The 22235-nt window shown below is 45.9% G+C and carries 17 protein-coding genes; 1 reads left to right on the top strand and 16 read right to left on the bottom strand.

Annotated elements, in window-relative coordinates; all coding sequences use genetic code 11:
• Window positions 1-28: 28 nt before the first annotated feature.
• The 5 genes from L0660_RS10500 to L0660_RS10520 form a co-directional block, all read right to left on the bottom strand.
• Entirely contained in the window at window positions 29-3187 is a 3159-nt protein-coding gene (locus L0660_RS10500; RefSeq protein ID WP_233797042.1) for a SusC/RagA family TonB-linked outer membrane protein, read from the bottom strand.
• A gap of 781 nt (window positions 3188-3968) precedes the next feature.
• Window positions 3969-4877 (bottom strand): carbon-nitrogen hydrolase, encoded by a 909-nt coding sequence (locus L0660_RS10505; RefSeq protein WP_255699229.1) that lies wholly within the window; start codon window positions 4875-4877, stop codon window positions 3969-3971.
• A gap of 40 nt (window positions 4878-4917) precedes the next feature.
• The gene (locus tag L0660_RS10510) at window positions 4918-5901 is read right to left on the bottom strand and encodes a glycosyltransferase family 9 protein (protein ID WP_235159428.1); all 984 of its coding nucleotides are present in this window, start codon (window positions 5899-5901) and stop codon (window positions 4918-4920) included.
• A complete protein-coding gene (locus L0660_RS10515; RefSeq protein WP_235159429.1) occupies window positions 5894-6808 on the bottom strand; it encodes a lysophospholipid acyltransferase family protein in 915 nt (304 codons plus the stop codon). The genes L0660_RS10510 and L0660_RS10515 overlap by 8 nt, the downstream gene beginning before the upstream one ends.
• A 101-nt stretch (window positions 6809-6909) precedes the next feature.
• Entirely contained in the window at window positions 6910-7809 is a 900-nt protein-coding gene (locus tag L0660_RS10520) for a lysophospholipid acyltransferase family protein (protein ID WP_235159430.1), read from the bottom strand.
• A gap of 153 nt (window positions 7810-7962) precedes the next feature.
• Here L0660_RS10520 and L0660_RS10525 point away from each other — a divergent pair, with 153 nt between their 5' ends.
• Entirely contained in the window at window positions 7963-8259 is a 297-nt protein-coding gene (locus L0660_RS10525) for a hypothetical protein (protein WP_233797106.1), read from the top strand.
• Here the strand turns inward: L0660_RS10525 and cobA are convergent.
• From cobA to L0660_RS10580, 11 genes are all read right to left on the bottom strand, one after another.
• Window positions 8256-9026: a uroporphyrinogen-III C-methyltransferase gene (gene cobA / locus L0660_RS10530; protein WP_235159431.1), complete on the bottom strand. Its 771-nt coding sequence runs from the start codon at window positions 9024-9026 to the stop codon at window positions 8256-8258. The two genes, L0660_RS10525 and cobA, sit on opposite strands and share 4 nt — an antisense overlap.
• 79 nt (window positions 9027-9105) lie before the next feature.
• Window positions 9106-11334, bottom strand: a complete 2229-nt coding sequence (locus L0660_RS10535) for a HEPN domain-containing protein (protein ID WP_235159432.1) — start codon at window positions 11332-11334, stop codon at window positions 9106-9108.
• A 14-nt stretch (window positions 11335-11348) separates the two neighbouring features.
• The gene (locus L0660_RS10540) at window positions 11349-12593 is read right to left on the bottom strand and encodes a sulfate adenylyltransferase subunit 1 (protein WP_235159433.1); all 1245 of its coding nucleotides are present in this window, start codon (window positions 12591-12593) and stop codon (window positions 11349-11351) included.
• Between the two features lie 120 nt (window positions 12594-12713).
• The gene (cysD, locus tag L0660_RS10545; RefSeq protein WP_233797035.1) at window positions 12714-13667 is read right to left on the bottom strand and encodes a sulfate adenylyltransferase subunit CysD; all 954 of its coding nucleotides are present in this window, start codon (window positions 13665-13667) and stop codon (window positions 12714-12716) included.
• A gap of 62 nt (window positions 13668-13729) precedes the next feature.
• Window positions 13730-14434 (bottom strand): phosphoadenylyl-sulfate reductase, encoded by a 705-nt coding sequence (locus L0660_RS10550; RefSeq protein WP_235159434.1) that lies wholly within the window; start codon window positions 14432-14434, stop codon window positions 13730-13732.
• Window positions 14435-14439: 5 nt separating this feature from the next.
• Complete coding sequence (locus tag L0660_RS10555; RefSeq protein WP_255712272.1) at window positions 14440-14889, bottom strand: type II toxin-antitoxin system VapC family toxin; 450 nt, start codon at window positions 14887-14889, stop codon at window positions 14440-14442.
• Complete coding sequence (locus tag L0660_RS10560) at window positions 14886-15230, bottom strand: hypothetical protein (protein WP_235159436.1); 345 nt, start codon at window positions 15228-15230, stop codon at window positions 14886-14888. The genes L0660_RS10555 and L0660_RS10560 overlap by 4 nt, the downstream gene beginning before the upstream one ends.
• A gap of 24 nt (window positions 15231-15254) precedes the next feature.
• Window positions 15255-16442, bottom strand: a complete 1188-nt coding sequence (locus L0660_RS10565) for a PLP-dependent aspartate aminotransferase family protein (RefSeq protein WP_235159437.1) — start codon at window positions 16440-16442, stop codon at window positions 15255-15257.
• A gap of 80 nt (window positions 16443-16522) precedes the next feature.
• Window positions 16523-17641, bottom strand: coding sequence for a TSUP family transporter (locus tag L0660_RS10570; RefSeq protein ID WP_235159438.1), 1119 nt, complete (start codon window positions 17639-17641; stop codon window positions 16523-16525).
• Window positions 17642-17821: 180 nt separating this feature from the next.
• Entirely contained in the window at window positions 17822-20098 is a 2277-nt protein-coding gene (locus L0660_RS10575) for an FAD-dependent oxidoreductase (RefSeq protein ID WP_235159439.1), read from the bottom strand.
• A gap of 74 nt (window positions 20099-20172) precedes the next feature.
• The gene (locus tag L0660_RS10580) at window positions 20173-22194 is read right to left on the bottom strand and encodes a glycoside hydrolase family 2 protein (protein WP_235159440.1); all 2022 of its coding nucleotides are present in this window, start codon (window positions 22192-22194) and stop codon (window positions 20173-20175) included.
• Between the last annotated feature and the right edge of the window lie 41 nt (window positions 22195-22235).

Consider the following 22235-nt stretch of genomic DNA (forward strand, 5'->3'; position numbering starts at 1 on the left):
TCAGATTCTTTAAGGTCAGTTAACTGGATCAGAATGACAATGACAGGTTCATACCCACGCTGCGTGAGCTAGGCAGCTCGCCGTAACCGAAACCTTGTCCGTTGGCTCCTTTTGCATCAATTTCAGGATCAATGTGCGGTGTATTTTTGAAGATCATCCACACGTTACGTCCTACTACTGAAAGCTTTGCAGACTGAATTTTGATTCTTTTCAGAAATGAAGGGCTGATACTGTAGCCCAGGGAGACCTCGCGCAGCTTTACATAACTCGCATCAAAAATCGCTGATTCGTGATAGTTACGCGGATTGCTGTAACCGTACAATTGGTTTGCTGTTACGATAATGTCATTAGGAATGTAGGATTTAGACCCATCCGCTCCCGTAACTTCCCGAACGCCTTTGCCAATCACACCTTCTTCACGGCCCAATGCAGTTTCTGCATACTGACCTGTCCAGCGCGCTGTTCCTGTTCCTTCGTCATAAATGTCTCCGCCGATGCGCACATCAACCAATGCACTTAGAGAGAAGCCCTTATAGTTGAATGTGTTAAGCATTCCGCCGATCCAGTCGGGTTGAACATTACCCAGTTTTTGATTGGAAGCTGTAACCGGTAAGCCGTTTGCTCCGTAAACTGTTTGTCCGTCCGGTGATTTCTGGAATCCCACACCGTAGAATGTTCCGTAAGATTCCCCAACACGTGCTTCTGAGGTCATGCCGCGTTGTGTGGCCAATGTGTAGGTCGTCAGTCCTTCTGCCAGCTCCACCACTTTGTTGCGGTTACGGGCATAGTTCAAAGAAACTTCCCAGCTGAAACCATTCGACAATTTGACAGGCGTTCCGGACAATGTTACTTCAACGCCTTTGTTGGTGATCTTTCCTGCATTCAGGATTCTCTTGTCATAACCACTTGCTTTTGAAATCTCAACACCCAGGATCTGGTCTTTTGTAGTCTGGTCGTAATAGGTCACATCCAATCCCACTTTTCCTTTGAAGAAACGCAGGTCAGCACCTAGTTCAAGACCAGTTGTGATCTCTGGTTTCAGGTTAGCGTTAGCGATCTGAATGTTCTCAGCGAACTTAGGCACTGCTCCATTCCATGAACCGCTCGCTGTGAATGTTTGGGCAAGCTGATAAGGCAGGGCGTCGTTTCCAACCTGGGCATAACTCGCGCGGATCTTGCCAAACGAGAGGACATTGCTTTTCACATCAAACAATTCCGTAACCACAGCGCTCAAAGAAGCCGAGGGATAGAAGTAGGAGCGTGCATTGGAAGGCAATGTGCTTGACCAGTCATTTCTGGCAGTAAGGTCAAGAAACAGGCCGTCTCTCCACGAGAAGTTCGCCGTTCCGAACAAGCTTTGTGTTTCCGATTCTTCGATTTTACTTTCAATGGTGTTGGCGCTCGGTACAGAGTTTCCTGCGTTATAAAGGCCGTCCACAACCATTTCACCCACAGCAAAGTAATTTCTCTTGTAATAATTTTTACGCTGGATTCCGCCCAGCTGGACATTCACGCCAAAATCACTTGTAATGTTTTTATTGTAAGTCAGCATGAAATCCGTGTTAGTTTCCTGGCTGCGAAGCACTTCCTCGTTGAACCGTCCCGGCGTTCTTGTACCATTACGAACGCGAAGGAAGTTGGTCACATTGATACGCGTATCTGACCAGTAATCCGTTCCTGAGCGAAGCATTAAGGAAAGGGAAGGCAGGATTTTGTAGTTCAAAGCAATGTTCCCTAGCAACCTGTCTTTCTCATTGCCGGAAGGCATTTTTAGCTGAGAAAAATAAGGGTTTGTGAAGAATGTATGCTGCCAGTTTGCTGGATCTGTGTCGCCGGCTTTCTGGTTATGCACATCAGCATATTGTTCGTAATTGCGGAGCTGATCCCATGAAACTGACCGGTGAGACCAGATAAACTCCTGACCAGCTGCATAGCTGCGGTTGTCGGAGCCCGATTTGATATACTCTCCTGATAATGTTACGCTGATGTTTTTCGTCAGATTATATCCCGAGTTAATGCGGAAGTTATTTCTGTGGAAATCATTGTAATACATGATCCCTTTCTGATCCACCCGGCTCAGTCCCAAACGGAAATAGCCTTTGTCGTTTCCACCTGAAAGTGCCACCGAGTTAGTAATCGTGCGGCCTGTCTGCCAGTATTCTTCCCAGTTATTAGGCTGAGGAGTCAGTGGTGCAACATCGTCACCAGTCCACCACTGTCTCACCATACGGCCATCCATAGGTGCTCCCCAGCTTTCATCCGTTCCCTCTGAGCCAGCGAGAGGATATCTTGCGTCATAAACAGCTCTGTATTGTGCGATTTGCGCAGGATCCGTGATAGAGGAGCTCCATCCGTCATTATACCAGGTCCGGTAACCGCTTCCGCCGCCGTATGTGTTTTGGAAATCCGGTTTGATCCAGGGACGTTCGAATGTAATGTTTGAATTTACTTCAACACCCAATCCTTTTGTTCCTTGTCCGTTTTTTGTTGTGATCAAAATAACCCCATTGGCTGCGCGAGATCCGTACAATGCAGCTGCATTAGGGCCTTTAAGCACAGACATTTCTTTAATGTTGTCCGGGTTAACTTCTGAAATTCCGCCACCCAGTGTTTTGTTGGCAGTTTGTTCCATAGGAACACCGTCGATGACGATCAGCGGCTGATTATTGCCTGAAACCGAAGAAGATCCGCGGATCTGGATGGTCGAGCTGCTGCCCGGGCCGCCATTGGATTGTACACGCACACCGGCAATTTTTCCCGATAATGCATTGGCCACATTCGTGGACCGCGATTCTGTTAGTGAGCTTCCTTTTACTTCCTGGACTGTGTAGCCCAATGCTTTTTTCTCACGTTCTATACCAAAAGCAGTAACCACCACTTCGGCAAGCTGGCGTGTATCGGCGTCAAGTTTTATGTCAAATTGGGTCTGGTTGCCGATGGGCAGTTCTTTAATTAAGAAACCAACATAAGAAACCACAAGAATTCCGTCACCCGGGACAGAGAAACTGAATTTTCCGTCTGCATCTGCATTTGAACCCACATTGGTTCCTTTGAATATGATAGAGGCGCCTGCAAGTCCGAGGCCATCGTCTGCTGCTGTAATTTTCCCGCTGATCTGACGCACCTGAGCGTAGGCAAGCGGAGCAGTAAGAGAGGCCCATAATAATAAGAGTAGAACTTTACGCATGGGAGAAGATGAGTTAAATTGTTGTTAGGTATCAGTAATCGGAGTAGAAAAAAGTTATGGCTGTGTGGTGTCCACGTTGCCGTGCGCCGCACACACTTTCGCGTGGACAGAACAACACAGCCATAAGCTTGCAAAACTGCTTTTCCGGAAAGCAATACCCTCTTAAATCGAGGACAGACAGCATTTCGCGCTTAGGCAAAAACAAAGCAATCCTAGCGCAGACATTTGCCTGTCCACGGTGTTCCTGGTAAACCTGTTATTGAAAAAATTATATTGTACCTGGATAGAACCTGCCGGATGCGTTTGGTTATCGCAGCCGGATCTATTCAATCTTCCTCCTGATACAGACAGATATATTCATGTGCGGCTGGAATACATCTGCTTTTAAGAAGTTCAGTCATTCGTTTAACGACTTCTCAAATATACTGACAATGTGAAATAATGCAAGAGAATAAACTTAATTATTGAAGTTTTTTGCAATAAAAATTGGTCATTTAAAACGGTTATAAAATGTTTTGGTAATAATTTTATATTAAGTTTAAATTTCCCGTTTCCACAGAATCTCTATTTATCTGCTAGACTTAAATTTTAAATTCAGACAAATAATTGTCTATAATTGAGATTATTATGAACCTGATGTTATTATTTTAAATAAAATTGCGGTTACAAATGTTGATTTTTGAACTTAGTCTGGGAAATATTGCAAAAATGCAAAAAGAGGGCTCCCGTTAGGAAGTCCTCTTTTTATTTATCTAAGAATAATTATATTAATTGGTAACTGCTAGTCGATATAGCGTTTCAGGATTGGCTTGTAGGAATCAATGCGGCGGTCTCGCAGGAATGGCCAGGTTGTTCTGTAAAAATCCAGCTTTTGCAAGTCGAGTTCTTCTACATGCGTTACTTCCTCTTCGTGCGGCGCGAGATAAAGCAAGCGGCCTTGCGGGTTGGCGATGAATGATCCGCCCCAGAATTGCTGGTCCACTTCGCGGCCTGTCCGGTTAACAGCAACGACGTAAACGCCATTCGCAACGGCATGGCCGCGCTGAATGGTTTGCCACGCGCCATATTGCTCTTCATTAATAACCGGGTCAGTTTCGTTGGTGTCCCAGCCGATCGCCGTTGGATAAAACAAAATTTCAGCGCCCATCAAGCTCGTAATGCGGGCTGCTTCGGGATACCATTGATCCCAGCAAATGAGCACACCGATCTTTGCAAATTTTGTATCAAAAACGCGGTAACCATCTTTGTCACCAGCTTCACCCACGGACTCGCCCATGGCTGCATCACCGGGTGTGAAATAAAATTTCTCGTAATAACCCGGATCATCCGGAATGTGCATTTTCCTGTATTTGCCCAGATAAGCGCCGTCCGCATCCAGAACCGCCGTGGTGTTATGATACAAACCATGTGCCCGTTTTTCAAAAAGGGAGGCAATGATCACCACGCCGAGTTCCTTCGCCAACGAACTTAACGACTCCGTGGAAGGACCAGGAATCGGCTCGGCCAGGAGGAAATTTTTATGATCTTCCACATCGCAGAAATACAGCGAGCGGAAAAGTTCTTGAAGACATACAATGTTGGCGCCCTTCGCCGCAGCATCCCGGATGCCCTGCACAGCTTTCTGGAAATTCGCTTCCACGTCTTCCGTGCAGCTCATCTGGACGATGCCAATGTTTACCTTTTTATTCATGAATGGTCGTTTGTGATCTGAATGTTCAGCTATTTTAACATTAATTGTCCCCGGGTAGTTCTTTGATCGGGAAGTCGAAGGACAGCTCGTTCATGCATTTGAAGTGTTTTTGCGGACAAGCTTTATAACCGATCTTGGAGCAGGGCCGGCATTTGAGGTTGTTGTTTTCTAAAACTTCAAATGCCGTTTTATAAGGATACATCCCAAAACCCGGAATGGTATTTCCCCAAATCGAATACACTTTTTTCTTAAATGCAGCAGCCACGTGCATCAATCCCGTGTCATGTGAGAACACGATCAGCGATTTTTGGATCAATGATGCGGATTGATTGAAATTGTATTTTCCGCAAGCATTCAGTATTAACTCGTCGCCAACAGCTTTCCTGATTTCTTCGCCTGCTTCAAAATCTTCTTTCCCGCCCAAAAGCACGGTTGGGAAATTGATTTTCCTGCAAAGCTCAATCATTCTCGCGACCGGCAGTTTCTTTGTATTATGCTGTCCACCAATAGCATATGCTACAAATGCTTGTTGGTGCGTCACAGGAAGCCAGCTGGTTTCCACATTGTCTTTATAGGGAATGAAATAATCCAGCCCTTGCCCGTCATTCATCACATTAAATGCGCCTAAGGTGTCCGTATATCGGTCGACAATGTGAATATCCGGCAAATAATCGACCTTGAATGTGGTCCGCAGCCATTTCAGCACATTTAATTTATCAAAACTAAATGCCTTAACGCCCAATGCCAGCTTAATGCGCAGCGTCCGGATGTTTGCGTGCAGGTCAATGATGTAATCGAAATGTTCTGCTTTGAGCTGTTTCAGGATAGGGTTAATGTCCTTGTCGAGCAGCCAGATTTTTTCGACATATGGATTGTCGGTAAGGAGAAATTCGAATTTTGATTTGGTAAAATAGTGAATTTCAACATTAGCCTGTTGTTTCAAACACCTTATCACCGGCGTGGTAAGCACAATGTCACCAATGGAAGAGAAACGGAGGATAAGGATTTTAACAGGTTTATTCACTTTTTATTTCTTGTCGTAATTGAAATGGCAACAGGTTTTGCGGCCTTGCATGTTTCCACCGTCTGTGGCTCCAAAGCCAGTTATCGGGCTGGCGCTTAATGTCTTCTTCCAGATATTCGATCTGACTTTGCAGAATGTTGTTCGTCGGCTCTTTCTTCGGATTTTCGGTGATCAGCTTGAAATAGGAGCGATAATGTCCCCGTTTTTGCTCATCCCGTAAAATGCCCATGTACAAAACCGGCGCATTCAGGCGCTTCGCAATCAGCTCGCCGCCTCTGAAAATCCCGGTGTCCTGGTTCAGGAAATTGGTCCAGTAAGCCTTATCCGGACTTGGTGACTGATCATTGACCAACACAAATAGAAACGGTTTTTCCCTTGGCGCCATCGCGCGGACCATCGCTTCTTTCATCGGCACCATTTCCGTCCCGAACTTGGTCCTTACTTTCTTAAACCAGTCTTCAAAGATCTCGTTGGCCAGCTCGTGGTAAACGACCACAATTTGGTAGGATAATTTGGCAGAAGCAAATAAGTTGAGCATTTCCCAGTTGCCCAGGTGCCCGGAAACGACCACGACGTTTTTCCGCTGCGCATAATAATGATCCAGCAATTCGGTCTCCAACTCAAACCGACCGAGCAGATCATTCTTAGAAATGGACCTTAACTTGATGGTTTCAAAGACAATGTCGGTGAAATTGCGGTAATAACGGCGCGCAATGCAGGCAATGGTGTCGTCGCTGTAAGTAGGGAAACTGTTTTTGAGGTTGGAGAAAATAACCTGCTTTCTGTAATGGCCAATGTCAAAAATGAGGAAGCGGAAAATATCGGAAAGCTTATATAATTTTTTCCACGAAAGCTTCGAGATCGCTGTCAGCATGAACAGCAATAGTCGGGTGGAAAGTGTTTTCATTGCATTGAATTCTATTGCAATGAAAAAGCAATTCTGCAAAAGAAATAGTTCCGGAAAATGTCACTTTTCGGAGACTTAGCAATCAAAAAATGGAAGGGGAATCAGTTCAAAGTTTGCTCTGGTTTCAGGCAAGCGGGACGCTTGTGTTTCCAGCGACGATGGCTCCACAGCCAGTTATGCGGCTGACATTGAATATCATTTTCCAAAATGCGAAGCTGTTTTTCTAAAATTTCATTGTTTTTCACCTCCTTAGGACATCCCGTAATCGTTGAAATAGCCACCTGATAGTAACCGCGCTTGTTGGCAACTTTGCTGAAATCGGCATAAAGAACCGTAAGATTGTAACGCCGAGCAATGGTCTCAACGCCCCGGAAAACGCCCGTGTCCTGGTGCAGGAATCTGGTCCAGAATGCAGTTTTAGGATTAGGGGATTGATCATTAGCTAGCACGACGACGTAAGGTTTGTCTCGCGGCTTCTGTAACTCTTTAAAAATACAATCCATAGGAACCAGTTTCGCACCAAAACGCGTCCTGAGATCCATAAACCATTGATCCGAAGCCTCATTCTGCAATGGCCGGTAAACCACAATGCATTCGTGCGTGAAGCAAAGCGACGAAAACAGATTGGCAAGCTCCCAGTTGCCGCGGTGGCCCATCAGATAGATAATGTTCGTTTTATCATTATAAAACTTGTCCATAATGCTGATGTCGCCTTGCAGCCGCTCGCGCACACATTCCGGGCTGGCCGTGCGGAATTTGAGCGTTTCAACAATTAAATCTGTAAAATGGAGCTGAAAATCTTTTGCTATGCGGGATAACTCTGCATCCGTTTTGTCTGGAAAACTGTTTCTTAAATTTTCGCGGATCACATCCCGGCGATAACGGCCGACGCTAAAAATAGACCAGCGCAGAAAATCGGAAAGCCGGAAAGCGTTTTTCCAGGAAAGCTTCGAAACCTGATTTAGGATAAAAAAAAGAAATTTTGAGACAAATAATTGCATGCAGACATTTTAGTGCAATAATACGTATATATTATATCTATATGAAATCCTGGTTTTTGTACGTGCAATTTGTTACATTCACTGTTTCAAAACCAGTTCAATAACGACGTCTTGGAGGGAATATTTGACATAAAGAATGATCGTCGCCTGAGCATGTATTTGTATCGGATGGGATTCGGCATGTGGCTGATGTATCTCGTTCTCGGCGCGCCTGCATTGCATACGTTCAAACATTACCGCCAGGATTGCGGCCTTTTGTCATTCGCATTAATGATCTTCGGCTTCACCGCTTCTATGGTATACGATTATTTTCATCATCACGACCAATACGAGATGAAGAAAAAATGGCTGTTTATCAGCTATGTCGTGCTGGCAGGGATTATTTACTTCCTGGAATTTAAAGGAAAGGGGAGTGGAATCGATTTCAATTGGATTCTGAGCCTGCTCTAATTCGCTTCACTCGCAACAGATGCGTGTTGCATCAGTTGTTCAATGTGCTTATAGCTCAAATCGGGCAATGCAGCCACTTTTCCAATCACGATTACAGCCGGAGAAGCAATTTCACTCACTTGTGCCAATGCCGCAATGTTGCTGATCTTGCCTGTTACGACCTTTTGATTTGCTAATGTGCCGTTTTGAATGATGGAAATGGCCTCGTCCGATTTGTTCAGGTTTGAATAAATAGAAACAATTTCGTTCAGCTTATGCAAGCCCATCAGGATAACGACAGTTGCCGTGGATTGTGCGGCCAAATGCACATCATTGGAAAGCGCATGCTGTTTTGTTGTGCCGGTAATGACCCAAAAACTTTCGCTTAATCCTCTCGAAGTCAATGGGATGCCAGCTAATGCCGGAGCTGCATAACTGCTGGAGATGCCGGGGATAATTTCTGATTCAATGCCGAATTGCGCAGCATAAACAACCTCTTCATAACCCCGACCGAAAATGAATGAATCGCCGCCTTTCAAGCGGACAACTTCACCATAAATACGTGCGTTCTCAACGATAAGCGCATTAATGTCGTCCTGGGCACAGCTGGTTTTACCAAAACGCTTGCCGACCAGAATTTTAACGCAGTTTTCAGGACAATAATCGAGCAGGGAAGGGTGGGCGAGGGAGTCGTACAAAACCACTTTTGCTGTTTGTAACGCTTTAACCCCTTTCAAGGTGATCAGATCCGGATCGCCCGGCCCGGCACCGATGAGTGTAAGTTTCATATCTTTGGACGGCTTGGCTTTCGGCTTACAGTGATCAAACTAATGTTCGATTCCTGTAAGCCGAAAATCAACAGCCATTTTAACTATCTTTTCCGAATGACAATTCTTGCAAAACAGGCTCGCCCGTTTCAACCAATTGTGATTCACGTGTATTGCGAACGAAATTCAGGAATTCTTCTGCTTTGCTCAGGAAGTAAGTCGCAAATTCCTGTGTAGGCTCGAAATGATTGATGCTAAATGCCAATGAACGGAATGGCGCTTCTGCTCTGTCTTCGCGGGCGAATTCAGCTGGTGTTTCATATTTGAAGTCCTGTCCGAAATGCGTTTCGAAGTCATTCACGATGCCATACTGCGTGTTTAAAGTCACGTCTTTGGTCATTAACAAACCTTTCGCGCCTGTGATCAGCACATTATAAGCATGATAAATCGCATCCGCCCAGATTCCTGATTCGTAGTTTTCTTTGGCAAGATTCAATTTTTCCTGTCCTTCTGTGATGGTCGTAGCCACAAGATCCACCAGCACACTCGCACATTCTCCAACCCCGATTTCTGTTTTGAACAATTCGTCGTGGTCCCAGTCGCGGTAATCGTCGTCTTGCAAAGTGGTAAGGTCTGCAATCGGTTTCAGCAATTGGAAGAAGTAATTTTTGGTCTGACGCTGGTAATATTGGTTGAAATATTCGCCGTCGTATGCATTGGCTTCAAAATCATTAAATATCGTGCGTAAAGCCTCCGGGCCGCGTTTGGTAGGAACTTTGATCACTTTATCACCGATCAAACCAATGCCGTCACCAGTAAATCCACCGCCCAGCAAAACCTGCAATGCGGGCAAAACCAGCTTGCCGTTTTTGATAGAGCTTCCGTGGAAACCGATGTTGGACGCATTGTGCTGGCCGCAGCCATTCATACATCCGCTTATTTTGATCTTAATATCCTGATTGTAAATCATTTCAGGGAATTCGTCACGCATTACATCTTCCAGCACGCGCGTAATTCCGTAGCTGCTTGAAATAGCCAGGTTACAAGTGTCCGTTCCCGGGCAAGTTGTAATGTCCATCGTGCTGTCAAAACCAGGCGCTGCAAGTCCCAATTTTGCCAATTCATGATAAAGCGCAACCAAGTCTTCACCTTTTAAAAAACGAAGAATATAACCCTGATTAACCGTCACACGAATGTCATCGGCAGCATATTGACGAACCAGATCCGCAAGCTGACGCGCTGTATCGGAATGCATATCGCCCAAAAGAACGCGCAACTGAACAGCATACCAGCCTTTTTGTTTTTGTTCAAAAGTGTTGGTTCTTAACCATTTTGTAAAAATATCAAGCTTATCCGCTTCAATGCTTTGAGAAGCAATGTTCAGGATTTCAGCTTCTGTCAGAGAAGGGCGTGGAGCGAAAGTGATGGATTCAGCATCTTTCGTTCCAAACAGATCTTCTGGGATTGTAAAGACTTTATTTTTAACAGCAACTCGTTGTTCCTCAACCCTCGCCATCATTTCTTCCAAACCGATGTCAGCCAAAAGAAACTTCATACGCGCCTTATGACGACGCACGCGCTCTCCGTAACGGTCAAAAACGCGGAGCAATGCTTCAATGAAAGGAATTACTTTATCTTCTTCAAGGAATTCAAAAGCGGTTTGTGCAGAAAAAGGCTGTGCGCCCAATCCGCCGCCAATCAACACTTTGAAACCCTTCACTGTTTCGCCCGCTTCGTTCACGCCCATTTTGGCAATAAGGCCAACGTCATGAATGAATGCCAACGCTGAATCTTTTTCAGAAGAAGAAACGGCAATTTTGAACTTCCGTCCCATATCCTGATTAATTGGGTTGCGGAGGAAATAGCTGAATATGGAATGCGTGATCGGCGTCACGTCAAAAGGCTCGTCCGGGTCGATTCCGGCAATCGAAGACGCCGTTACGTTCCGAATGGTGTTTCCGCAAGCTTCTTTTAATGTAATGCCTGCGTCTTCAAGATCGGCCCACAATTGCGGCGAATCGGAAAGTTTTACAAAGTGCAACTGAATGTCCTGGCGCGTGGTTGCGTGCAGGTTACCCGTTGCAAATTTGTCGGAAGTGTCCGCGATCCTGACAAGCTGGTCCGCCGTAATGCGACCGTAAGGCAGCTTGATACGGATCATTTGAACGCCTGGCTGGCGCTGGCCATAAACTCCGCGTGTAAGCCTGAACTTACGGAATGCTTCCTCGGGTGTTTCGCCCGTGTTAAATGCATTGATTTTTTGGTTCAAATCAATGATATCGCGCTTCGCAACAGCGGATACTTTGTCAGAAATCAATATTTCGCTCATGGTGATAATTTCTTTTATTCGATCATGCAAGCTCCTACGGTCACATTTGACGTTTCGTCGATCAGGATTGCTGCGCCATTCGCGCGGTTTTTCTGATATGGGTCGTAGGCGATGGGTTGTGCTGTTCTTAATACAATTCTGGCAACGTCATTCAGTTTCAGGCTATCAACCTCATCCAGCTTTTCGTAGGAGTTAATGTCAATTTGGTATTCAATGTCGCGGATAGAACATCTCGATCTCGCTGTTCCGTGCTGTAATACATATTTATTGCCCGCTTTTAATGTCTTTTTATCGTCCATCCAACACACGAGCGCCTCAATATCCTGGCTTACAATCGGTGAATTGGTGACCGAAACAATGGTGTCGCCGCGGCTGATGTCCACGTCGTCTTCCAGCAAGATCGTCACAGATTCTAAAACAGAGGCCTCCTCAATTTCGTTTCCGCCAAATTCGATTTTAGCAATCCTGGATTCGGTTTCCGAAGGCAAAACTTTGATCAAATCACCTTTTTTGAATGTTCCGCTTTGCACACGTCCCGCATATCCGCGGTAATCGTGCAACTCGTCCGTTTGAGGGCGGATCACATATTGAACCGAGAAACGGCCATCTTCCTGATTCTGATCTTTCAAAACATTGACATTTTCCAAAACAGAAAGCAATGTTTCGCCAGTATACCAAGGCATGTTCACTGATCTGTCCACAATGTTATCACCATTCAATGCGCTAACCGGAATTAATGTCAGGTCTTTGATATTCAATTTCGAAGCCAATTCCTGGTAAGATTTCGCAATCTCCAAAAACGCATCTTCCGAATTGCCAACCAGATCCATCTTATTAATCGCCACAATTACATGCGGAATGCCCAACATGGAAGCAATTAATGAATGGCGACGGGTTTGTTCAACAACGCCATGACGCGCATCAACTAGAATAATAGCCAAATCTGCATTCGAAGCACCCGTAACCATATTTCTGGTATACTGAATGTGTCCCGGCGCATCAATGCTGATAAACTTGCGGTTGGGCGTCTGGAAATATTTGTAGGCAACATCAATAGTAATGCCTTGCTCGCGCTCCGAACGAAGGCCGTCCGTAAGCAACGCCAAATCGATTTCCCCCACATTGCGGCTCTTACTCGCACGCTCAATGGCCTCCATCTGATCCGCCAATATATTCTTTGTATCGTAAAGCAAGCGTCCGATCAACGTACTCTTGCCATCGTCCACGGAACCTGCCGTTATAAATCTTAGTAAATCCACCTTTTTTTAATGTTGAATGATTGAATGAGTGAATGTTAGCTATCCTGTCACCCTGAGCGGAGCCGAAGGGCTGTCACCCTGAGCGCACCGGGCCGCCGAAGGGCGTCCACCAAAGCTACCTCAGAAGTACCCCCCCTTTTTCCTATCTTCCATCGCCGCTTCCGTCTGCTGATCATCGATCCGCGTCTCACCCCTCTCACTAATCCTGGAAACAGTAATCTCAGCAATAACCTCGTCCAATGTCGCAGCACTCGACTCCACAGCCGCCGTACAGGTCATATCGCCAACGGTCCTGAAACGAACTTGACGGGTTACGATTTGATCGTATTCATCTTTTTCGATCACTGGGGTGTTGTTCAGCAATTTGCCATCTCTCAAAATCAATTCACGCTCGTGGGCGAAATAAATGGATGGTAATGTGATGTTTTCTCTTTTCAGATATGCCCAAACGTCCAGTTCTGTCCAGTTAGAAATTGGGAAAACGCGCACGTTTTCACCTTTATGGATTCTGCCGTTGAATAAGTTCCAAAGTTCAGGACGCTGACGTTTTGGATCCCACTGACCGAATTCGTCACGGAATGAGAAAATGCGCTCTTTCGCACGAGCCTTTTCTTCGTCACGACGTGCACCGCCGATGCAGGCATCAAACTCAAATTCTTCGATTGTATCCAGCAAAGTGAAGGTTTGCAGCCAGTTACGGCTTGCATTCTTGCCGGTTTGTTCTTTTAAACCTTTCGCCTTTATGGTGTCTTCCACATAGCGAACGACCAGTTTTGCGCCGATTTGTTCGGCCAGTTCGTCGCGGTAATTTATCGCTTCAATAAAATTATGTCCGGTATCAACGTGCACCAGTGGAAAGGGGATTTTTCCGGGGGCAAAGGCCTTTTGGGCCAGTCTTACCAATGTGATAGAATCTTTTCCACCTGAAAACAACAATGCAGGGCGCTCAAACTGGCCTGCGACCTCACGCATAATGTAAATCGCCTCGGCCTCCAACTGGTCCAGATAATCGGGTGACTTGCGTCGCGCTTCCTGATCGCTGATATCCGACACTTCTTTAACTGAAATTGACATATTCTGAATAATTGTTTTTCTATAAAATGGGCTAATACTGCCCGTTTATGGCATTTTGCAAGCTATTTAGCATGCAGGCCACATTCTTTTTTCGATTCATCTTCCCACCACCAACGTCCGGCGCGGAAATCTTCGCCTTCCTGGATCGCACGGGTGCAAGGCGCGCAGCCAATACTTACGAAGCCTTTGTCATGCAATGGGTTATAAGGAATGCCATTCGATTTAACATATCCCTTCACCTCTTCAAATGACCAATGCAAAATCGGGTGAAACTTCACCAACTGGTGCGCTTCGTCCCATTCCAGCTGCGGCATATCATGACGGTTACCCGATTGCTCCGCCCGGATGCCCGTCACCCATATCTTCGCACCTTTCAAAGCGCGGTTCAAAGGTTCAACTTTACGGATGAAGCAGCATTCTTTCCTGTTTTCAACCGAATCGTAAAAGCTCAAAGGTCCTTTCGTGCTGACCAAAGTTTCCACCGAATCTGTTTGCGGATAGTAAACCTTGATCTTTGTATCGTAACGATTATTCGTCTTTTGCAGCGTCATATAAGTCTCGCTGAAAAGCCGTCCCGTGTCAAGCGTGAAGATCGTAACGTTCAGATTATTCTTTAAAATAAAATCTGTAATAACCTGATCCTCATAGCCCAGGCTAGTCGAAAACACCACCTCGCCAGGAAAAAGATCCGCCAGAATCGCCAGCGATTCTGTCTCACTCTTGCCCTCAATGGCCGCGTTCAAAGAAGATATTATTGTTTCGTTCATGGTGATTATTGTATCAATTCAAAACGGGCGACATTCAAAAATTCCTTATTCAAATGATCAAAGTCTTTGTCCGTTGTTATTAATGTTGCACTCAAAACACTAGCCGTCGCCGCAATCCACAAATCATTTTTACCCATGTTTCTGGCTGAGCCTTTTAGCTGTTTTTCCTGAAATCTGCCTTGACTAAATGCGTCTATCTCTGCGTAACGCTCGATAATCGGCTTATTTAGTTCTGTTGTTATGAGCACCGAATCCTCTAAGGAATCAAGTGCAGCCATCCTTTGCTTGCCCCAGTTATTTCGAATCCCAATTGATTTCAACTCTCCAATACAAATAGCCGAAGTGTACATTTCGCTCGGGCCCCCTTCATCTTCAAAGTAAGTTTGTAAAGTGTTTATCAAATGGTGTTTTCTCAAATACGCAAGCAGGATATTGGTGTCAAGAAAATATCTCATCTAGTAAGTTGAGAAAGTAAAAGCTCCAATGGTTCCTGGATATCCATTTCATCGGCGAGCTTACTCATTCTCTCCTTGTCAAAACCCTTATAATTTTGTTCTCTTTTTAAATTTTCAATCCATTCCTCGGTTGAAGCATATTCCTTTGTCGGTTTGATCAGCTCTTTTGCAGGATCGTTATCGGGCAAAGAATAATACATCAAGTCATTCATTGGAACTTCTGCCAGATCTGCTGCTTGCTTAGCTGTAAGCGCTCCCTTTTGATACAGTTGCACTGCAATAGACAGGACAACAGACCTCTTCTCAAACTGCTCCGGAATTTCAATAGTTAATGTGTGCATGATATAAATATGTTTAAGTGTTTATCAATCTAATATATCACTTTTCACCGACACCTCCACGGCGTTTGTGAAGTCTTCGATTAAATCTTCAATGTCTTCCAGGCCTACTGAAATGCGGATGAGGCCTTCGGTGATGCCTAATGCTTTTTTCTCTTCTGGTTTCAGTTTGGCGTGGGTGGTTGTGTTTGGGTTGGTTACGATGGTTCTCGTGTCGCCTAGGTTCGAAGACAAAGACGCGATTTCCAATGCATCCATAAATGCGGAGACACGCTCAAAACCACCTTCCAAATCAATGGTAACAATGGCGCCGCCGGCTGACATTTGTTGTTTGGCCAGTTCGTGCTGCGGGTGCGATTCCAGGAATGGATATCTTACGGATTTTACATCCGGATGTTTTTCCAATGCTTCAGCAAGTGCCAATGCGTTTGAACAATGTCTGTCCATTCTTAATCCCAATGTTTCAAGACTTTTAGTCAAAACCCACGCATTGAATGGCGACATGGATGGTCCGGTCTGACGACAGAAAAATCGTAACTCCTTGATATATTCTTTTTTTCCAACAACGACACCGCCTAATACGCGGCCTTGGCCGTCCATATATTTGGTCGCAGAATGCACGATCAGATCGGCGCCGTATTCCGCAGGATTTTGCAATGCTGGTGATGCGAAGCAGTTGTCAACGTTAAATATCAGATTGTGCTTTTTGCAAAGTCTTCCAACCATTGCCAGATCAACCAGATCCAGACCTGGGTTTGAAGGCGTTTCCAGGTAAACCATTTTGGAATTCGGCTGAACCGCAGCTTCCCAATCCGCTTCGCTTGCGTCCGCGTCGAGGTAAGTGTAAGTGATTCCCCATTTGCTCAAAATCTGCGTAATCACCTGATGTGCAGAGCCGAACAATGCGCGGCTGGCGATAATGTGGTCGCCTGTTTTCAACAACGCAGCCATACTTGCGAAAACTGCTGCCATACCCGTTGCGGTTGCAACGCCATCTTCACAATCTTCTAAAAGACAAACCTTATCAACAAATTCCTGCACGGTCGGGTTGGAAAAACGGCTGTAAATGTTGCCTTCTTCGGTCTCCTCAAAAAGTGCTCTTCCCTGTTCCGCGCTTTCAAATGTAAAGCTGCTGGTCAGGAACAATGGTGTTGAATGCTCGCGATACTTGGTTTTCGGCGTTTGCGTGCGTATCGCTTTGGTTTGTTTTTTCATGATTTGAATTCATTGGCTATTACTTTCAGCCTTTTTTGTTTTAATATAAAAACTAAGTGCGGTCACTTAGAAAATGTCTTTTATAAACCGCTCAGCACCATATAAATGATCCTCAAACTCACAATGATAATCACGGTTCCAACCATAATCATCATGGTTTTGATCGGTAGTTTTCTGGATAAGTTTGCGGCGATCGGGGCAGCGGCCATACCACCCAATATGAGCCCGAGCACGACCTGCCAATGCGAAAATCCGATGAGGCTGATGAAGGTTACTGAACTTGCGAGTGAAACAAAAAACTCCGCCAGGTTGACTGATCCGATGGTGTATTTCGGGTGACGTCCGCGGGCGATCAATGTAGATGTTACAATAGGTCCCCAACCGCCGCCGCCAATCGAATCAAGCGTTCCGCCTGCCATCGCCAGCCAGCCGATCTTGGTCATTGGCTTCTTTTCAACTCGCTTCTTTAACGCTTTCTGGATGATAAGAATTCCCAGAATCAATGTATAAACAGCCACTAAAGGCTTGATAACGTAAATGTATTTTTCAAAAGAAGATAGGAGGTAAGCACCCGTAATAGCGCCTAAAACGCCCGGAAACAGGATTTTTTTGAAAAGCTTGCTGTTAACATTCCCGAATTTCAAGTGCATATAGCCCGAAACCCCGCTGGTAAATATTTCAGAAGTGTGCACGCTCGCGCTCACAGCCGAAGGCGGAACGCCCAATGTGAGCAGAAATGTAGCTGCCGTAACGCCATAGGCCATGCCCAATGCGCCGTCGATCATCTGCGCCACGAAACCGCCCAAAACATAATAAAAGAAACCTTCACTCAATTCGAGTTCGTTCCAGAGAACAGTCAGGCGGTCGTAAGTGAAGAAGGTGAAAAGCAGGTGACCGAGGACCATTAACGCTATCGCGGAGAAGATGTTAACCGCAACTTCGGTGCGTGTTCTTTTACGAATGGTGGCGGCCCAGATTTTCTGCTGAATGGTTTCCCAGGTCAGCGGCGTTTTTGTATTATTCCTTGTTGGTTTGTGCTCTGCTTCAATTGGCAAGGCAACATTGGATGAAGCATTAAAACGAACATCAGATTCATCAGGAAGATCGCGCAGGAAAACCACCTGACCCTTTTCCCGGGCGAGTGCGGCCAGGCGCCGATCTTCCTCAGGATCACCACTTGCGATGTAGGCTACATCCAAAGATTCCCAATTTTTATCCGATGAGGGTGTAAAATCCGCCGCTTCCTTCAAAGTCTATGTAGTATACTATTATTATAGAGTAGTCAAGCAATAAAATAGCAAACAAATGTTTGCTATTTCGGGTGCCAAATTTAAGATCAAATTATTAGTTTTCAAAGAACAAAAATCTCCCGGCGGAGATCAATAGCAGCGGATCTGGAATAAAGCGGCGGGCGTTTGCGGGTTGCGATTCGTCACTTTTATCTTCAAAAACTGGGTCTGGATAGGCTGGTTGAAGGAAATGGTTCGGCGGGAAAGGTGATTATCATGGATTTCGCCTACGATTTCATCCTGATCATTACAAATTTCAATATCTGTTGCGCAAAAGGGCATAACCGTTTCGGGATGCACATAAATGACATTTTCCATGGGATGGTCGAAATCGGTATCGAAACAAATGTCGATTTTTTGAATGTTCACCGGCGCTTCCCAGCGGATGGTGACCACCGGTTCGGCATCATTGAAGTTGGCAACCCATGCATTCGGACTGGCGATGGGGCGGTTATGAATAATTCTCAAATTTTCAGGTTCAAAAAGGGCGATCGGTTCGCTGAGACTAAATGCCAGATTGCGTCCTTCTGGCCTTCGCTGCGGGCACCAAAATTCGAATGTGTCCACGCCAATGTCTTGCATCGGCTCTTGTTTTCCGTAGTTTGAAACAGCCGGATTGGTCGCATTAAAGACGGTTAGCAAGCCTGTTAAGCGTTTTTCGCTATGTTGGATTTTAATGTTGGGGTTTTTGATAAATGAAACAAAAGCATAACCAGCATCTTCAAAAACAGCCGACCAATCGAGTTGAATCTCATGTTTTCCAACATTCAATTCAAAAGACTTTGTTTCGAGCGTAACATCCGGCGTGTGGTTAAATGCCTTGCTGCTTTTTCTTAATTCAACCACCAGTTCAGTGTCGGCCAATGTTTCCACCCAAACGGTTACGGATGGCATTTTCCCCTGAACAGGCAACATTTGCGCGACCGAATGTTCAATAAACGCCCAATGATCTGAGCCCGGAAGATCTTTTAATTTCAAACTGGAAGAAGCACTTATCTCAATTGCTTTCTCGACCAGATTTTCTGAGTCAGCAATGTCAGTTTGTGGCAAATACTGACCTGCTCGCCATAATTCCAATTGCAACTCTTTCAAATGCCGTTCACCCACCTCACGTGGCGGGCAGTTATATTTTTTCGCAAGCGCAGCCGCGACGGCGACCGCCTGACCGCCCATTGCGCTGGTGGCCATCACGCGAGTTGACGCAAATGCTACGTGCGTCGCGCTGATAATGCGGCCTGCGATGAAGAGATTATTGATGTTTTTGCTATAAAAACAACGATAGGGAATGCTGTAAACGCCTTTGCTATGCCATTGATTACAACCCGATTGGTCACTGTAAACGCCATCGGCGGGATGCAGGTCCAGGCTCCAACCGCCAAAACCGACCGTGTCCGGAAACGCAGTTTGCTCTACAATGTCCTGCTGTTTTAACAAATAATCCCCTTCAAAACGCCGGCTTTCGCGTTTCCCCGGAATCGTGCCGACCCATTCCAATGTCATATTTTCCGATTCCGGAAAGGCACCTGAATTCTTAATGTAATTCCAGGCACCATAAACAACCTTCCATAACTCCCACTTGATTTTCTCCGTATCGTGCACAGTATCAAGTCTTCCGCCATATTCCAGCCACCATAGCCGGCAGCCAAAATCTTTCGGATTGAATGTCTTGTAACGCGGGATCTCCGTAATGTCCTGCAATGCATAAGAAGGCGGAATGAACTTCACCGGGCGGCCTATATCCTTAGAATAGAAATACATAGAATGCCCCAGCAACTCGCCATAAGCCTTATCCGGCGCAAATTTTTCACCAAATTCATCCATCGATTCTGCGCCCATCCGAAATGCCGCACCTGCAAGAAACCCGACAATCCCATCCCCGGAGGCATCGCAGAAAAGCGGTGCGGTAACTGTGTATTTAGTGCTGTTTTGAGAGCAAAAGGCGTGGACGGCCGTGATGGTTTCAGTCTCTGTATTTTTGTCCAAATCATATACTGCAGTGTTCAGCAGCAATGTAATGTTCGTTTCTTCAATGACTTTTTCCAGCAAAACAGTGTCGAAAATCAGCGGGTTACCATCCGGATTTCGGTAAATATTTTCGAGCATGATCTCGTCGATCACGCCGCCTTCGCGGGCCCAGCGGTTGTTGTTGCCCATGTGCGAGGTTGCGCCGAGGATCCATAGCCGCACTTCGCTCGAACAATTGCCGCCCAAAACCGGTCTGTCCTGGATCAATGTTACCTTTACGCCAGCCCTCGCCGCCGTAATCGCTGCACAAGTGCCCGTTAATCCTCCTCCTACAATCACCAGATCTGCCGCCGATGCAATGGTTTTGGGTGCTCTTTTCTCAGATGCTTCTTCGCGTATCATTTTGTAAGGTCATTAGCTCCACTCTGCATTTGCAAAAACCGGAGCCATTGCAAAAACCAGAGCGCGTTTTATAATTATTTCAATTCAATGTCTGTCTCGATGCTGGTAAAACCGGTCGGTTTCGAGATATTAATGTGCAGTTTCTTATCAAAACCCGCGACCGGAATGTCGATTTCCTTTGCTTCGCCCGGCTTTATTTCCGGTAAATCAATGGTCAGGCCGTTTGCTTTCAGCTTATAACCTTTGATTGTTCTTGCTGGAAAATCGCCGCGGGCGGTCAACCGAACGGTTAGCAAATGCTGACCTTGTCCGCCTGCTTTGAAACCTACTTTTTCAATGGTAACCGGTGAATATTCCTTTTGATGAACGCGGTAAGCAGCTCGGAATGAGCGGTCGGGGCCGACGATGCCCCATGGGCGATAGCCGTTTGCATTCGTCCCATGATGGCGGCTTTGGTAATCATTATAAGTCCACCAGGAAGTGCCCACCACATAAGGTCGTTTACGGAACTCAACCATCAGATCTGTAATGTGTCGCGCCTGAAATGCTTCGTCTTTTGCATCCGCCCGCACGCCCCATTCGCTTACCAAAATAGGCTTGTCGAGATAAAGCGAATGAATGTGGTCCAGGACTTTGGCGTGGTTTCCGTAGGTGTTGGTCGAGATGAAATCCACGTATTGACTGGCCTCATCTTCCGGTTTTTTGGGTAAAATATTGAGGCGCATGGAGGCGAATGTGTAGAGCCGTGTCGGATCAAGGGATCTGGCAAATTCGATCATATCCTTCGTCCACTTTTGTCCTGCAGGCTGCTCGGAAAGATACTCATTACCAACACTATAAGCGATTACGCTCGGGTGGTTCCAGTCTCTTTCCGCCATTTCGGTAAACTGTGATTTGAACTTCGCCCGCATCGAATCATTGTCCATTTGATTGGGCGTAAGCTGCCAGTTTCCGGCCTCGGTAATGATGAGCATGCCGTGTTTGTCGGCCAGGTCGTAGAAATATTCCGAAGGCGTGTAATGCGTCAAGCGCTGGAATTCCATGCCTGCTTCCTTCATCAATTTAAAGTCTTTTTCAATCAGCCAATCCGGCTCCACAGAGCCCAATCCCGGATAATCCACAACCCGGTTACCGCCGCCAACGCGAATAGATTTGCCATTCAAAAGCAGCTGTGCATTCTTAACTTCCACTTTTCTTATTCCAAAATGCGAAGCAATCGAGTCTTCGCCCACAGCCACCTTAAGCTGATATAAATTCGGCTCATCCAGATCCCACAACTTCACCTGCGCAGCCGTTAATGTGGCTTCGGCTTCTATAAAACCCGTTTGCCCAGCCGGAATGCTTTCCGACTTGCCTTTCACATTGAAAGGAATCACTTTCCCATCAAACAAAACTTTATAACTGACCTTGGGCGACGCGGCGGCCTTAGAAGCATTGCGGATTCTGATCCTGGTTTTCAAAGTCGCAGTGCCCTTTGCCAGGTCCGGTAGGGCATCTATTTTCAGGTTTTCGGCATACACTTCGGGCTCGATGGTCAGGTAAACGGGACGCACGAGACCACCGTAATTCAGCCAGCCCATGAAAGAATCATTGATGTTGCCATTGTCCTTTGCACCCGGAATCGTGCCCGGTTTCCACGTATCATTATTAACCGAAACTGCCAGCAGGTTATCGCCATCTTTCAACAAATCCGTCACATCAAAACTGAACGGCGTATAACCGCCCTCATGCGCACCAACTTTCTCATTATTAAGCCAAACATTCGTCTTATAATAAGCCGCATCAAAATGCAGGATCACGCGCTTTCCGGCAACTGGTTTCCAGGCAAAAGTCTTTCTATACCAGGCCGTTCCGGTATAATGTTCAAAGCGCGGGTCCGAAGAAAAGCAATGCGGCACCGTCACCTTGTCCAGCCGGTTACTCTCCGCCAGCTTGTCCATATACCATTTTCCCTTCAATCCCATCTCAGCAGGATCCATCGCAAAAAGCCACTCTCCGTGCAGCGGAATCGCATTTGGCTCCCGGATTTTGAATTGTGCAGAAGCGGATTTTGGGGCAAAGTATAAGAGGGTTAGCAGGATTAAGAGTTGTTTCATTGTATATATTGAGTTTTTAAGACGGATATCCGTATTTCAAT

Origin of the sequence: Dyadobacter sp. CY351, from assembly GCF_021502625.1 — a bacterium.
Classification (GTDB): domain Bacteria; phylum Bacteroidota; class Bacteroidia; order Cytophagales; family Spirosomataceae; genus Dyadobacter; species Dyadobacter chenhuakuii.